Source organism: Streptomyces sp. NPDC058653, from assembly GCF_042716895.1.
In the GTDB taxonomy this organism is placed as follows: Bacteria; Actinomycetota; Actinomycetes; order Streptomycetales; family Streptomycetaceae; genus Streptomyces.
Window position 1 is genome coordinate 111,818 of record NZ_JBHXRM010000005.1, and the last position, 14,032, is coordinate 125,849.

General features: G+C 73.9%; 12 protein-coding genes. 6 read left to right on the forward strand and 6 right to left on the reverse strand.

Going from position 1 to position 14,032, the window contains the following annotated elements:
* Nucleotides 1-25: 25 nt before the first annotated feature.
* Entirely contained in the window at nucleotides 26-1,243 is a 1,218-nt protein-coding gene (locus ACFWU9_RS06415; protein ID WP_384315240.1) for an MFS transporter, read from the reverse strand.
* A gap of 215 nt (nucleotides 1,244-1,458) precedes the next feature.
* On the opposite strand from ACFWU9_RS06415, the gene ACFWU9_RS06420 reads away from it, so the two are divergent.
* Nucleotides 1,459-2,976: a hypothetical protein gene (locus tag ACFWU9_RS06420; RefSeq protein ID WP_384315241.1), complete on the forward strand. Its 1,518-nt coding sequence runs from the start codon at nucleotides 1,459-1,461 to the stop codon at nucleotides 2,974-2,976.
* Between the two features lie 18 nt (nucleotides 2,977-2,994).
* Here ACFWU9_RS06420 and ACFWU9_RS06425 read toward each other — a convergent pair whose 3' ends face one another.
* On the reverse strand, nucleotides 2,995-4,368 hold the full coding sequence (locus ACFWU9_RS06425; protein ID WP_384315242.1) for a cryptochrome/photolyase family protein: 1,374 nt from the start codon (nucleotides 4,366-4,368) through the stop codon (nucleotides 2,995-2,997).
* A 434-nt stretch (nucleotides 4,369-4,802) separates the two neighbouring features.
* On the opposite strand from ACFWU9_RS06425, the gene crtI reads away from it, so the two are divergent.
* From crtI to ACFWU9_RS06440, 3 genes are read left to right on the forward strand one after another with little or no spacing between them, the layout of a single operon-like run.
* On the forward strand, nucleotides 4,803-6,377 hold the full coding sequence (gene crtI / locus ACFWU9_RS06430) for a phytoene desaturase family protein (RefSeq protein WP_384315243.1): 1,575 nt from the start codon (nucleotides 4,803-4,805) through the stop codon (nucleotides 6,375-6,377).
* Nucleotides 6,374-7,396 (forward strand): phytoene/squalene synthase family protein, encoded by a 1,023-nt coding sequence (locus tag ACFWU9_RS06435; protein WP_384315244.1) that lies wholly within the window; start codon nucleotides 6,374-6,376, stop codon nucleotides 7,394-7,396. Before crtI ends, ACFWU9_RS06435 begins: the two co-directional genes overlap by 4 nt.
* 11 nt (nucleotides 7,397-7,407) lie before the next feature.
* Complete coding sequence (locus ACFWU9_RS06440; protein WP_384315354.1) at nucleotides 7,408-8,436, forward strand: DUF5914 domain-containing protein; 1,029 nt, start codon at nucleotides 7,408-7,410, stop codon at nucleotides 8,434-8,436.
* A gap of 171 nt (nucleotides 8,437-8,607) precedes the next feature.
* On the opposite strand, the gene ACFWU9_RS06445 is transcribed toward ACFWU9_RS06440, so the two are convergent.
* On the reverse strand, nucleotides 8,608-8,829 hold the full coding sequence (locus tag ACFWU9_RS06445; RefSeq protein WP_384315245.1) for a hypothetical protein: 222 nt from the start codon (nucleotides 8,827-8,829) through the stop codon (nucleotides 8,608-8,610).
* A gap of 124 nt (nucleotides 8,830-8,953) precedes the next feature.
* Here ACFWU9_RS06445 and ACFWU9_RS06450 point away from each other — a divergent pair, with 124 nt between their 5' ends.
* A complete protein-coding gene (locus tag ACFWU9_RS06450; protein WP_384315246.1) occupies nucleotides 8,954-9,403 on the forward strand; it encodes a DUF6234 family protein in 450 nt (149 codons plus the stop codon).
* 34 nt (nucleotides 9,404-9,437) lie between these two features.
* On the opposite strand, the gene ACFWU9_RS06455 is transcribed toward ACFWU9_RS06450, so the two are convergent.
* The 3 genes from ACFWU9_RS06455 to ACFWU9_RS06465 all read right to left on the reverse strand — a co-directional run bounded on the left by ACFWU9_RS06455 (nucleotide 9,438) and on the right by ACFWU9_RS06465 (nucleotide 13,016).
* Nucleotides 9,438-10,937, reverse strand: a complete 1,500-nt coding sequence (locus ACFWU9_RS06455) for an FAD-dependent oxidoreductase (RefSeq protein ID WP_384315247.1) — start codon at nucleotides 10,935-10,937, stop codon at nucleotides 9,438-9,440.
* Between the two features lie 68 nt (nucleotides 10,938-11,005).
* A complete protein-coding gene (locus ACFWU9_RS06460; protein ID WP_384315248.1) occupies nucleotides 11,006-11,719 on the reverse strand; it encodes a class I SAM-dependent methyltransferase in 714 nt (237 codons plus the stop codon).
* Nucleotides 11,720-11,816: 97 nt separating this feature from the next.
* Complete coding sequence (locus tag ACFWU9_RS06465; RefSeq protein WP_384315249.1) at nucleotides 11,817-13,016, reverse strand: lycopene cyclase family protein; 1,200 nt, start codon at nucleotides 13,014-13,016, stop codon at nucleotides 11,817-11,819.
* Between the two features lie 246 nt (nucleotides 13,017-13,262).
* On the opposite strand from ACFWU9_RS06465, the gene ACFWU9_RS06470 reads away from it, so the two are divergent.
* Nucleotides 13,263-14,024, forward strand: coding sequence for a PH domain-containing protein (locus ACFWU9_RS06470; protein WP_384315250.1), 762 nt, complete (start codon nucleotides 13,263-13,265; stop codon nucleotides 14,022-14,024).
* Nucleotides 14,025-14,032 lie beyond the last annotated feature (8 nt).

Below are 14,032 nucleotides of genomic sequence, written 5' to 3' on the forward strand. Positions count from 1 at the left end.
CCGCCCTGTGCGGCGGCCTTCTCCCTCAGCCGTCCGACGCCGTGGCCGAGCTCCGCCGACCCCGAAGTTCGCGGAGCTCGTACAGCCCGACACAGGCCGCCAGCACCGCCACACACCCGGTGAAGACCAGGCCCACGACGCGCAGGTTCAGCACCAGCGTCAGCGCGCCGATCCCGATCACCGGCAGGGAGATGCCGATGTACGCGACGACGAAGAACGCCGAGATCGTGCCGCCGCGCGACTCCTGCGGCGCCGCCGCGCCGATCAACGTGATGGCGGCGCGGAACGCCAGCCCCTGACCCAGCCCGCCGCAGATCACACCGACCACCAGCAGTGCCAGCGACTCCACGAACAGCGAGACGCCCACGAGTACGAGCCCCGCCACCAGCACCAGGCTGCCGCCCGGCAGCGCCCTGGGCGCGCCCACCCGGCCCATCTGGGACTGTCCGACGGTGGAGGCCAGGAAGACGGAGAACACGACGGCGCCCGCCACTGCCAGATTGGGCTCGCCCAGGGTCGTTCCGACGAACGTCGGGGACACCGCCGTACAGAGGCCGAGCAGGGCGAAGCCGGCGAACGCGGCCAGTGCCGCCGGCGCGAAGATTCCACGCACCTGCGGCGGTACCCTCAGCCCCCGCGGACGCAGCCCCGGCCGCCGGGTCCGGTGCTCGACCGGCTCCGGCAGGAACCACGTCAGCACCATCCCCACGAGCGCCAGCCCCAGGGCCGCCGCGAACGGCAGCCGCAGCGGCAGGGGCGCGTACTCCGCGAGCAGCCCCGCGAGCAGCGGGCCGCAGCCCAGACCGCCCATGTTCGCCGCCGTGGCGGCCAGCCCCGCGCGCGCCTCCCGGCCCGCCGGGGCCAGGTCCATCACGGTGGCGGTGGCCGCGCCGCTGAACAGCCCGGCCGCGAAGCCCGACAGCAGACGCCCCGCGAACAGCAGCGGCAGCCCGCCCTCCGACAGGAAGCACACGGCGCTGGCGACGGAGAGCCCGAGCCCGATGAACAGGACGGGCCGGCGGCCGATCCGGTCGGAGAAGTCGCCGAGCAGCAGCAGGACCGCGATGACTCCGAAGGCGTAGACGGCGAAGACCACCGTCACCATGAACTCGGAGAAGTGGAGCTCCTCGCGGTAGAGCCCGTACAACGGTGTCGGCAGCGTCGTACCCAGCATGCCGATGGCGAAGACGACGGCCGCGCCGAGATATCCGACCGAGAACCCTCGCGTGGTGCGCTGCGTCACGGTCACGGCGTCCTCACTGGATGAAAGGGATGTTTCCCACCCGGAGCGAAGCCGTGTCGGCCCGGTCCGGCCGGCCGGTCTCGTCGTCGGGCGAGCCGGGGACATATGGATACGCCCCCATCGAGTGAATCGTATGCTTTAGATGCGATTTCTTAATATTCGTCTCGTGGCGTGTCCCGTCGGCCCGGTAGGGCCAGGCCAGGCAGCTTTGGGCCATGACACAGACCAAGGCCGTCGCGACCGGCCTGCGAGAGACGAGCCGCCCGGCCCGCCGGGACTGGACGGCCGACGGCGGTCTCCTGTGGCTGGCGGTCGTCGCGAGCGTGTACACGATTGTTCAACTCGTCGTCCTCGTACCGGGATCCGGGCTCGGCTGGGACGAGACCGTGTACACCAGCCAAGTCAGCCGCGCCCCCTCCGACACCGCGTTCTTCAGCGCCCCCCGCGCGCGGGGCATCACCTTCCTCATCGCCCCGGTGACCTCGCTCACCTCCTCCGTCGAAGTGCTCCGCGTCTATCTGGCGTTGCTCTCGGGCGCGGGTCTCCTCCTCGCCCTCGGCGTATGGCGACGGCTGCTTCCCGCCCCCGTACTCGCCCTCGCCGGCGCCCTGTTCGCCGGGCTCTGGATCACGCTCTTCTACGGGCCGCAGGTCATGCCGAACCTCTGGGTCGCCCTCGGCTGCCTCTGCGCCGTCGGCTTCTTCGTCAGGGCCGCGCTCGACCGGACCGACCGCACGGCCCTCGTCGGTCTCGGCGTCGCCGTGGCCTTCGTCGCGCTCATGCGCCCCACCGACGCCTTCTGGCTCAGCGCGCCCCTCGCACTCGTCGCCCTCGCCGTCCCACGGTGGCGCCGCTGGGCCCTGTTGAGTGCGCTCGCCGCAGGCGGGGTGATCGGCTGCGCGGAGTGGGTCATCGAGGCGTACGTCAGTTACGGCGGGCTCTTCACCCGGCTCGCGCGCGCCAGCGAGATCCAGGGGCACCTGGGCTGGCACCTCGTCTTCGGCGACCACATGCGCTCGCTCGACGGGCGGTTGCTCTGCCGCCCCTGCGACATCCGGTGGCGACGGCCGGCCACCGCGATCTGGTGGTTCGCGCTGCCGCTGCTCACCCTCGGCGGGCTGCTGGTCGCCGGGCGGCTGCGACGGCTGCCGCTCGTGCTGGTGCCGACACTGGTCGGTCTGTCGATGGCCGTGCAGTACCTGCTGCTGATCGGGTACGCCGCGCCGCGCTTCCTGCTCCCCGTGTACGCGCTGTTCGCCCTGCCCACCGCCCTGTTCCTGGTCTGGCTCGTCCGTACGGCGCGGCCCCGCCGACTCGTCGTGGCGCTGCTCGTGACGGCCGCGGTCGCGCATCTGTGGGTCCAAGGCTCCGTGGTCGCCGACCGGGCCGAACGCAGCCGCGCCGACCGGGTCAAGTTGAGCGGCGCGGCGGCCGTGCTGGCCCGGGAGGGTGTGACACCGCCGTGTGTGATCAGTGGTACCGAGGCGATCAGGGTCGCCTTCCGCGCCGGGTGCGCGTCACGGCAGACCGGCGGCCACGACGGGAGCATCACCCCCGCCCGACTCGTGGCCCTGGCGCGTGAGCGGCCGGTGGCGTTCGTGGTGGCGGGAGGGGCCGCACCACCGGCGTACGCACGCGGCTGGCGCGTCGAACCGATCCCGGACCTGCCGGGTCTGAGCGACTGCCGCGTGTATCTGTCACCGTCCGCCCGCCCGGTCCCGGTCGCTCCCTAGGGGGAGGGCGCGGCCGGCTCAGTCCTTGCCGCGCGCCCGCAGGAACCGGTCGCGTCCCTCGGCCAGTTCCACGAGCGGGTCCGGGTAGTCGTACGCGGCCCGTTCACGCGCCGGGAGCCGCCACGGCTCGTGGACGGCCGCGCCCGCGAGCCCCCTCAACTCCGGTACCCAGCGGCGTACGTAGCGTCCCTCCGGGTCGTAACGCCTGCCCTGGATCACGGGGTTGAGCACCCGGTTGGGGCGCGAGTCCGTGCCGGTGCCCGCCATCCACTGCCAGTTGAGCTGGTTGTTGGCGATGTCACCGTCCACCAGCAGCTCAAGGAAGTGGCGCGCGCCGACCCGCCAGTCCACGTACAGCGTCTTGGTGAGGAAGCTGGCGGTCAGCAGCCGCCCCCGGTTGTGCATCCATCCCTCGTGGCGCAGCTGACGCATCGCGGCGTCCACCACGGGATAGCCCGTACGGCCCGCCTTCCACGCCTCGATCTCCGCGCCGGCGGACTCCTCCGAGCGCCAACGGTCGTCTCTGGCGCGGTAGTCGGCCACGGAGGCGTCCGGCCGGGCCGCGAGCACCTGGTGGTGGAAGTCCCGCCAGCACAGCTGACGTACGAACGCCTCGGCGCCGGCGCCGCCCTTCCGGCGCGCCCGCGCGACGAGTTCGGTGGGGGAGAGCGTGCCGAAGTGCAGGTGCGGCGAGAGCCGGGAGGTCAGGTCACCGGCGAGATCGTTCTGGCCGTCCTCGTACGAGGCGAGACCGGAGCGGCTCCAAGCCGCGAACCGCTTCCGGCCCGCCGTCTCGCCGCCCTCGGCGAGTCCTTCCGACACCCCCCGGACGTCCGCGCGCGCCGGGACCCGGTCGGAGCCGATCCCGGCGGGCACCCGCACCGTCCGGGGCGCCGCGAGCACGTCGCGCGGGCGCTCCCGCGACCAGCGGCGGAAGTACGGGGTGAAGACCGCGAAGTGATCGGAGCCTCCCGGAGTGACAGCCCCCGGCGGGAGCGCGGTGAGCGTCGCGTCGTGGACACGCAGGCGGCGGCCGTCGGACTCCAGCGCGCGCCGCAGCCGTTCCTCGCGCCGTTGGGCGTAGGCGCTGACGCCCCCGGCCGTCCGCACCTCGTCCGCGCCCGCCTCGGCGGCGACCTCCCGGGTCCGCTCCACCACGTCGCCGCCGCGTACGACGAGCCGGCCGCCGCGCTCCCGGAGACCCGCGTCGAGATCGGCCAGACAGTCGGCGAGGAACGCCCGCCTGTTGGGCGTGGCGAACCCGGCCGACGCGATGGCCTCGTCGACGACGAAGAGCGGCACCACCTCGTCGGCGGCCGCGAGCGCGGCGCGCAGCGTGGGGTTGTCGTGCAGACGCAGGTCGCTGGTGAACAGGACGACCGAGACGGTCATGGAGGTCCTTCCGCTGCATGAGACTCACTTGTGCCCGGGGTTCCGTCCGTCGGGCCGTCAGGGGTATCTATAGGCCCACGGGGTGACCGGCCCGCGCGACGGCGCGCCGGGACACGGCACCGGTGGGGCATCGGCGCACGCTTCCCCCGCAGGGACGACACCCGGCCGGGGGACGCTCGCCCGTGGCCCGTCACCCGAAGAGGTGTACGGGTGACGCGGCTGACGGACGCGCGGCGGGTGCCCGTGATGGAGTGAGGCGCCACGAGCACGCCGGACAGCACCGGTTGAACGGTGAACACAGCCGTCCGACGCGAGGATCCGACGCGAGGGAGAGGAGACGCGATGCGCGGCAGCGGCACCGGGGCACGCCCCTCCGCAGAAGAACTCGTCCGCCCCCGCGCGCCGATCGCCGCCGTCCACCGGGGGAGCCGCCCATGAAGAGCCTCGACGGACCCACCGACCACGTCGTCGTGGTCGGCGCCGGGCTGGCCGGGCTCGGCGCGGCGCTTCATCTGCTCGGCGCCGGGCGCGCCGTCACCGTCGTGGAGCGCGGCAGCGGGCCCGGCGGCCGGGCCGGGTGTCTCGAACGCGGTGGCTACCGGATCGATACCGGCCCCACCGTCCTCACCATGCCCGACCTCGTCGACGAGGCCTTCGCCGCCGTCGGCGACAGCCTCGCCGACCGGCTCGACCTCGTCCCCCTGCACCCCGCCTACCGCGCGCGGTTCGCCGACGGCGGCGAGCTCGACGTCCACACCGGTGGCGAGGCGATGGAGGCCGAGGTCGAGCGCTTCGCAGGTGCCCGGGAGGCCGACGGGTACCGGCGGCTGCGCCGCTGGCTGGAGAAGCTGTACGCGGTACAGATGCGGCGCTTCATCGACGCCAACTTCGACTCGCCGCTGAGTCTGCTCCACCCCGACCTCGTCCGTCTCGCGGCCCTCGGCGGCTTCGGCCGGCTCGACGCCCGCGTCGGCTCGTTCCTCTCGGACGAACGACTGCGCCGCGTCTTCTCCTTCCAGGCCCTGTACGCGGGAGTCCCGCCCGCCAAGGCACTGGCCGCGTACGCCGTCATCGCCTACATGGACACCGTGGCCGGGGTCTACTTCCCGCGTGGCGGCATGCACGCCCTGCCCCGGGCCATGGCGCGGGCGGCGGCCGACGCGGGCGCCGACTTCCGTTACGGACACGACGTCACGCGGCTGGAGCGGTCGGGCGCCGGAGCCGGAGCGGGATCCCACAAGGGATCGGGCGAACGAGTCACCGCCGTCATCACCGGCCGGGGCGCCGACCAGGTACGCATCCCCTGCGACGCGGTCGTCCTCACCCCCGACCTGCCCGTCACCTACCGCCTGCTCGGCAGACGGCCCCGCCGCACGGTCCCCCTGCGGTTCTCACCGTCCGCGGTGGTGCTGCACGCGGGCACCGACCGCACCTGGCCCGGGCTCGGCCACCACACCCTCTCCTTCGGAGAGGCCTGGAAGGGCACATTCAGGGAACTCACCCACACCGGGAGACTCATGAGCGACCCCTCACTGCTCATCACCCGCCCCACGGCCACCGACCCCTCCCTCGCCCCACCGGGCCGCCACCTCCACTACATCCTGGCGCCCTGCCCCAACACCCTTGTAGGACCCGGCGTCCGGGAGTGGGCGGACCTCGGCCCCCGCTACCGCGCCGGCCTCCTCGCCGAGCTCGAACGCCGGGGCCTGGACGGACTCGGCGCCGCCATCGAGGAGGAGTGCCTGGTCACACCGGCCGACTGGGCCGCGGACGGACACGCGGCGGGCACTCCGTTCTCCGCCGCCCACACCTTCGGGCAGACCGGCCCCTTCCGCCCGCGCAACCTGGTCCGCGGCACCACCAACGCCGTTCTCGCCGGCTGCGGCACCACCCCGGGAGTCGGCGTCCCCACCGTCCTGATCTCCGGCAAGCTCGCCGCCGCCCGCGTCACCGGGAACGGCCCCGGTGGCCGGGGACCCGTCCGCGTACCGAAAGGCCGGTCCGTATGACCGCACGCGAACTCGACGCCGCCGGCATCGCCGACCCCCGCCTGCGCGACGCCTACGCCCGCTGCCGCCGGCTCAACGCCCGCCACGGCAAGACCTACTTCCTCGCCACCCGACTCCTGCCCGTCGAACGCCGCCCCGCCGTGCACGCCCTCTACGGCTTCGCCCGCTGGGCCGACGACATCGTCGACGACCTCGAACACCCCGCCACGACCGCTGCCGAGCGGGCCGGCCAACTGGACGTACTCCAGGCCCGGTTGGCGGACGGGCTGCGCTCGGGCCGCAGCCGCGAACCGGTGGTCGCGGCGCTCGCCCACACCGCGGCGAGCTACGGAATCGACCACCGGCTGTTCACCGCCTTCATGGCCTCCATGCGCAGCGACCTCACGGTCACCGACTACGCCACCTACGACGACCTCTACGGCTACATGTACGGCTCGGCCGCCGTGATCGGTCTCCAGATGATGCCCGTGCTCGGCACCGTCGTCCCCCGCGAGGAGGCCGCCCCGCACGCCGCCGCACTCGGCGTCGCCTTCCAGCTGACCAACTTCGTACGCGACGTCGGTGAGGACCTCGACCGCGGCCGGATCTATCTGCCCGCCGACCTGCTTGCCGCGGACGACGTCGACCGCGACCTGCTGGAGTGGAGCCGTACCACCGGCGCCCGCGACCGGCGGATCACCGCCTCGATGCGGGCCGCCGTCGCCCTGACCCGTGGTGTCTACCGCCAGGCGGCGCCGGGACTCGGCATGCTCGACCCGCTGTCCCGGCCGTGCATCCGTGCCGCGTTCGTCCTGTACGGGGCGATCCTGGACGCGGTCGCCGATGACGGGTACGCCGTACTGCACCGCCGCTCCGTCGTGCCGCGCAGGCGGCGGGCGGCCGTGGCCGTCGACGGGCTGGTACGGGTGGCGGCGGCCCGGACGAGAGCCGTCGCGCGGGTGTCCGGCCCGCCGGTGGCGCCCACCGGCGTACGACCGGCACGGCCGCGTCCGGGCGCCGTGCGCGAGGAGGTGGCGTGAGCGCTCAACCCATGCGCGGCGGACGGCGGGGGCGGTTTCCGCTGCGACTGCGTCGGCGCGCCGTCAACTGGGAGCACCAGCGGCCCAGTTGGCGCGAGGCCCGGCCCGGCCTCATCGCCGCCGCGCTGCGGCGCGCGCTCGCCCGGCCGTCCGGCAATTGGTATGTGATCGGCGCCTCCCGGGACGTACGCCCCGGCCGCCCGCTCGGGCGGACCGTCGCGGGCGTCGAACTGGTCGTGTGGCGCGACGGGTCGGGAGAACTGGTGGCCGGCCCCGGCGCATGCCCCCACCTCGGCGCGCCCCTCAAGGACAGCCGGGTGCACTGCGGCACGCTCATCTGCCACTGGCACGGACTCGCCCTGGACGGCGGGCCGTTCGCGGGGTGGGAGCCCTACCCGGCCCACGACGACGGGGTGTTGGCCTGGGTACGGCTCGACCGGGCCGGCGGTGAGAGCCCGTTGGACCGCCCCGTCGTCCCGCCCCGGCCCGAGGTGGCCGGATCGGTCGCCGCCGTCTACACCGGCTTCGGCGTGTGCGAGCCCGAGGACGTGGTGGCCAACCGGCTCGACCCCTGGCACGGCGCCTGGCTGCACCCGTACTCCTTCGTGGATCTGACGGTCCTGTCGACTCCGGGGGACGGGGGCGACGAACGGGACGAGGTAGGCGACGACGCGGGTGACGGCTTCGCCGTCGACGTCTCCTTCAAGGTGGCGGGACGGGCGGTGGTGCCGGTGCGCGCCGTCTTCACCGCGCCGGAGCCGCGCACGGTCGTCATGCGCATCACGGAGGGCGAGGGGCAGGGCTCCGTCGTGGAGACCCATGCCACGCCCCTCGGCCACGACGACCGCGGCCGGCCGCGAACCGCCGTCGTGGAGGCGGTCGTCGCCGCCTCCGACCGACCGGGCTTCGGCGCCGCCCGCGCCGCCGCCCCCGCGCTGCGCCCACTGATGCGCGCGGTGGCGGGACGCCTGTGGCGCGACGATCTCGCGTACGCGGAACGCCGCTGGCACCTGCGCAGCACGGGCCGCTTTCCCGGCTAGGGGCTGTCCGGCGGATCCTCGCGGATCAGCCCGGGGCCTCGCGGTGCGGTGCGTCGCAAGGCGGAGGCTGGGGCTCGCTCGGGGTGTACGCGGACGAGTCCGACGACGCAGGGACCCGGGCGTTCCGGGCCCGGCCCGGGCGTTCCGCCGGACACGGCCCGGAGCCTGCGCTTAGCCGTCCTCCGGGAGATGGAAGTAGACCGTCCCCGAGCGCCAGAGGCCGTGCTCGGTCGTCTCCGAGGAGATCACGACGTCCTGTATCTCCACCGGGCCCAGCGCCTCGATGCTGTCGGCCAGCCGTCGCAGCAGGGCCGGAACGCTGTCGCAGCCCGGGCCCGCCGGGTTCGCCTGCGAGAAATGCCGTACGGTCCAGTGCTTCCCGGCCTCGGTCATGGGCAGATCGTACGACCCACCGTCACCCGAACAGGCGGGCGGACCAGCGGGGTCCGTCGGCGGGACGCCTTCTGGGTATCCGTACTCATGCGGCCGCGCGGCCCCACCCGGCAGTGTGTTCGACATGAGCGAGCTGCCCGTCGCGCCCCCGGCCTTCGACACCCCGGTGAAGCGGCGTACGGAGCGGGGCCCCGACGTGGGAGCCTCCTGCGCACTGGTCTTCCTCGAACTGATCGCCGTGGCCGTGATCGTCCTTCTGTGGCCGTTCTTCGACCACTTCGACCTGGACCCGGCCACGGACATCGAGCCGGTGTCCCTCTGGCGTTATCTGCCCGCCCTCGGCGGAGTCGGTCTGGTGGCATTCGTGGCCGCCGTCGTCGCGTCCCGGGCGCGGGCGACCGTGACCGCGGTGAGCCAGGGCGTGATGGCCGCGCTCATCGCTTTCGGGTTCTTCGCCGGAGCCGCCCTCCAGTCCCACGAGGACGAGCGGAACCGGCCCGTCCCCGCACCGTCCGGACCGGTGGGCTGCCGCAGCGGCGGGGACAACAGCGAATGCGCGCGGTACGGCGGGTGACCCTCCCCGCAGGCCCCGTCCGGGCCCCCGCGGGTCAGCGCCGGGCCAGCCTGACGAGCGCGCGCAGGCCCGCCGAACGCCCCCTGTCCGGTACGGTCCACAGCGTCTGACCGCGTACGCCCCACCGCTCCAGCAGCGCGTTGGCCGCCAGGAAGCCCGTGGTCGCGGCGCGTTCCATGAGCGCGACCGGCAGGTCCGTACGGACGAGATCCCCCGCCACCACGACGTCCGGGTCCGGCGTGCGTACGGTGGGGCGGTCGCCGTAACCGCCCACCGGGAACAGCGGACAGTCCGACCGCCACTCGTGCCGCGCGTCGACGGTCCCCGCGTCCCGTGTCTCCGGATACACCCGGTGCAACTGCTCGACCAGCAGCTTCTGTTGGAGGTCCCGGTCCGCGCCGGGAGCGACGGCGTACGCGTGCAGTTCGACCACCGACCCACCGGTCCGGGCCGCCCATCTCGCCGCCTCGCCCTCCCAGCGGTCCAGCACACTCACGTTGTCGAGCCCGCCGAACCCACTGGTACCGAGGAATCCGGGCCGGTCCGCGGCCACCGGCCGGTCCAGCCAGAGCCGGGACACCAGGAACGGCGGGGCGTCGCGCAGCCGCCCGATCCGCGCCCGCCACCGCGCGTCGCACAACCGGGGCGAATCGGCGACCACCTGGCGCAGCCCGCCGCTGTCCAGCGCGAGGACCACGGCGTCGTACCGCCGTGGCCGCCCGTCCGCCGTCACCGTCACTCCACCGTCGGCCGCCGGTGCCACCTCCTCCACCGCACTCCCCGTACGCGACTCGACGCCGTGCCCGGCGAGATACGAGCCCAGCGGTTCCCACAAGGCGGCGGGGAAGGGGTCGTTCGGCACGTCGAAGAGCAGGCCCTCGCTCGATCCCATGAAGTAGATGTGGAACATCAACACCAGCTCGGCGGCGGACAGTTCGGCCGGATCGCAGAAGAAGCTGCGGGAGAAGACCTCGAACGCCAGATGCCGCGCCGCCTCCGGGAAGCCGATCCGGGACAGGAAGTCCTCCGCGCTGACCTTGTCCAACTCCTCGTACACCTCGGGCACCCGCACGTCGAGAAGCGGCAGCGCGGCCGTCGGATCCATCCGGCCGAGGTCCCGCCATCCGAACGTGGGGCTGAGGGCGACGAATCCCAGGGCGCTCAGCGGCGGGGTGCGTGGCACCCGCGCGAAGCTGTCGTACGCGCCGCCGGCGTGCAGCAGCGGGTAGTCCGGCAGGGCCCTCAGCGCGCGGAGGCCCGGATCGGCCCGCCGGAGCAGGCCCCGGAGGTTGTAGTACTGGCGGAAGAACGCATGGAAGCCCCGGCTCATGGTGGCCGCCGAGCCGTCGGTCAGCGTCACCGGCCAACCCGTCAGCCGTCCACCGAGGCGCGGCTCGCGCTCGTACAGCGTCACGCGCGTCCCGCGCTCCGCGAGCGCGGTCGCGGCGGCGAGGCCCGCGATACCGCCGCCGACGACCGCGACGTCCGGTGCGTCGCCGCCGAACCGGTCCCGCCCCGGCGCCGGGCGCACCACCCGGGCGCGCCGGTCCCTGCCCCGGCGGGGGACCCCCCGGTCGCCCCGACCCGTCAGGTGCCGGCCCGTCACCGCGCGTCCCGGCGGCCCACGAAGGTGTGCGCGATGCCCGTCTGCCAGCCCGGCATCGGCAGCACCCGCACATCCGCGAAGCCGGCGCGGCGCAGCCGGTCGCCGAAGGCCGACGCGCTGTCGAACTCGACGACGCTGCGCCACAGATGACGGTAGAGGTCCCCGTCACCGGCGAGCCGCCCGGCCGGGAGGACGACGCCCTTGCACACGGCGGTCCAGACGGCGCGGTCCACGGCGCGCCCGCCGAGCGCGTACTCGTGCACCCCGATCCGGCCGCGGGGCGCGAGCAGGGACCGCACGAGGGCGAGCGTACGGTCCGGGTCGGTGACGTTCCGGAAGAGGTACGCGGCGAAGACCGCGTCGAACGGTCCCGTGACGCCCGCCCCCGCCAGCCGCTCCACGGGCGCGTGCACGAACGAGACCCCGGCGGGCCACTCTTTGGCGGCGGCCCGCTCCAGCATCCCGGCCGACGCGTCGACCGCGACGATCTCGGCGCGCGGGGCGGCGGCCAGCAGCGCGGCGGTCGACGCGCCGGTCCCGCAGCCCAGGTCGAGCAGCCGGAGCCCGGCGCCGCCACGGGGCAGCCGCAGGCGCCGGGCGGAGCGTCTGAGATGGGCGTGGTAGCCGGGATTGACGGCGACCAGCCGGTCGTAGGCGAGTGCGGCGTGGTCGAACGCGGCGGAGAGTTCCGCGTCGTGCAGGAGCGTCATCTGACGGCTCTTTCCCTTCGGTCGCATCTGTTCGGCGGGTCTCTTCGGTCTCGGCCCCGGCCCTGTCCGTCTTGCAGGGGCGTCTCGCAACGACGTCTTACAGGCGCGCGGGCCGCCGTCTCAGGAGCCACGGCAGCTCGGCGACGGTACGCAGCATCGGACCGACCGGGGTGCGCAGGCCGATCGTGAAGTCCTCGTACGGCCGGGTGTCGCCGTCCAGGAAGCGCAGCAGCCGCTCCATCGGCACGCGCCGGAACAGGCCCTCGAAGAATTCGGCGCCGTCCACCCGGCCGCTGTCCAGCCCTCGTAGCAGAACGGCGTCCATCGCCCTGGCCCGCGCCGGATAGGCGGGCGGCGGCTCGGGGACCCGCCCGGCGTGGTACGCGGCGGCGACGGCCCGCGCCTGCCGCTGCACGGCGGCGAAGGTGTAGCCGGTCGACGGGCGGGTGGCGCCGCCCGCGGTTCCGACACGAAACACCGAACGGCCCGCGCGGCGCGGGAAGCGACCGTCGGTCATCGGGATGACGCCCTGCTCGGACGCGGTCACCTCGAAGCGGCCGAGACCGAGGACCCGCTCGGTGTAGTGCCTGAGCGCCCGGGCGTAGCCGGCGTCGTCCAGCACCGCGCGGGAGAACTCGGTGTACTCCACCAGCGCCTCGTACTCGCTCGTCGGCAGGACGTATCCGAAGGACAGTCCATGAGCCGGCTGCGGGGTCCGGAAGTCCATCAGATCGGCGGTGGCCGGATCGAACACCGGCCGGTCGGTCCGGACGAACCAGCCGCGGAAATGCTGGAGCAGCGTCGTCCGCGCGGGCGGCAGGGCGTGCGGCGGACGCGAGTCGAACACCCAGCGGCCCCGGAGCGCCAGCGCGCTTCCGTCGGCGGCGACCCCCGTCACCTCGGCGCCGGGGCCGGACGCCAGATCCCTGACCCCGTCGACGCGGGCCACGACGCGGCGCGGCGAACCGGGCCCCTCAAGCCGCTCGGCCAGCAGGGACTCGAAGGAGCCGGACCGCAGCATCTTGTAGCGGAACGGAGCGGGCCGCCCGACGGTCGGGGCGCCGTCCCGCCCACGTACCCGCAGCGACTCCCACGCGGCGGTCAGCGCGCCGTCGAAGTCGCCGGGGGAGGACTCCCAGAAGCACCAGGTCCGCTCCGGCGGTCTCAGCGGCCCGGCGGGCGCGTCGATCAGTGTCACGTCGGGAACGGGGTGGCCGGGGGGAGGGGCGCAGAGCCGGTACGCGAGGGAGAGACCGGCCGCGCCCGCGCCGACGACGATCACGTCCGTCTCCCGCACCACACCGCTCCTCGCCTCGTTCCGTCGGACCCTGAGCCCCTGAGCCCGTCGGGCTGTCCGGCTCTCCGGCTGTCAGACCGTCAGCATTACCCATCGGCCGCCGACTTGGACGCAGGCGGCACGGAGGCCGGGGCCCCCTCCGCCCTATGCTGGACAGCCGCCCCGTCGGGTTGCCGGCCGGCGGGCGGGCCCGGGGGCGACGGTGGGAGCGGTCCGTGAGGTGATCGCGTACGGGGGAGTGGACCGATGACGACCGACAGCCCGCACGCGCGGGAGTACAGCAGGCACAGCAGCGGCACGTTGGCGGCGTTCGTCCTCGTACCGGCCGGACTGGTGACGGCGGGCGTGGCGTTCGTGTTCCTGTACGCCTGGGAGGCCCCCGCCTGGACCGGCGTACTCGTCGTCGTACTTCTGGCCGTCCCCGTGGTGCGGCTGATCAAGACGCTCCCGAAGTACGGGACCGTCGTGGACCACGAACACATCGTGGTCCACGGGGCGTTCAGGAACAGGGAGATCGCCTGGGCCGACATCCAGGGCTTCCGGATCGAGAAGATCCCGAACGCCGAGCCCAACCTGCCCCAGCAGGTCGTCCACCTCTACCTCCGGGACGGGCGCCGCCTCGCCCTTCCCCGCGTCGACGAGAAGACGCTGGGGTCGACCCGGGCGCTCCATGAGGAGGTGGGGGCGCTGCGGGAGATGTGGCTGCGGTGGCGGGGCGAGGACTGGGAGCCCGTGCCCGAGGTCGAGGCGAGGATCGCGGGCAGGGTGACGAAGGAGATCGTCGACCTCCAGTACGGTCTGACGCCGGGTCAGCTCGCCTGCACCGTGTCCCTGGGCGCCTTTCCCGTTCTGGGCGGCGTGTTCCTGGGGCTGGGACTCTCCACCGATGTCTTCGACGACGTCTCCGAGAACCTGCTCGCGCTGGGCTTCGGGGGGTCGTTCCCCGTGGTGTTCATCGCCGTCTTTCTGACCACCTACCTGCGCCGCAGGCGCTGGTACCGGCCCTAGAGCCGGTG

What these genes read in the sequence shown, in the direction of transcription:
- ACFWU9_RS06460 (WP_384315248.1), bottom strand. Translation starts at nt 11,719, where the DNA reads ATGACGCTCCTGCACGACGCGGAACTCTCCGCCGCGTTCGACCACGCC.
- ACFWU9_RS06450 (WP_384315246.1), top strand. Translation starts at nt 8,954, where the DNA reads ATGAGCGAGCTGCCCGTCGCGCCCCCGGCCTTCGACACCCCGGTGAAG.
- ACFWU9_RS06440 (WP_384315354.1), top strand. Translation starts at nt 7,408, where the DNA reads ATGCGCGGCGGACGGCGGGGGCGGTTTCCGCTGCGACTGCGTCGGCGC.
- ACFWU9_RS06435 (WP_384315244.1), top strand. Translation starts at nt 6,374, where the DNA reads ATGACCGCACGCGAACTCGACGCCGCCGGCATCGCCGACCCCCGCCTG.
- ACFWU9_RS06470 (WP_384315250.1), top strand. Translation starts at nt 13,263, where the DNA reads ATGACGACCGACAGCCCGCACGCGCGGGAGTACAGCAGGCACAGCAGC.
- ACFWU9_RS06425 (WP_384315242.1), bottom strand. Translation starts at nt 4,368, where the DNA reads ATGACCGTCTCGGTCGTCCTGTTCACCAGCGACCTGCGTCTGCACGAC.
- crtI (WP_384315243.1), top strand. Translation starts at nt 4,803, where the DNA reads ATGAAGAGCCTCGACGGACCCACCGACCACGTCGTCGTGGTCGGCGCC.
- ACFWU9_RS06445 (WP_384315245.1), bottom strand. Translation starts at nt 8,829, where the DNA reads ATGACCGAGGCCGGGAAGCACTGGACCGTACGGCATTTCTCGCAGGCG.
- ACFWU9_RS06420 (WP_384315241.1), top strand. Translation starts at nt 1,459, where the DNA reads ATGACACAGACCAAGGCCGTCGCGACCGGCCTGCGAGAGACGAGCCGC.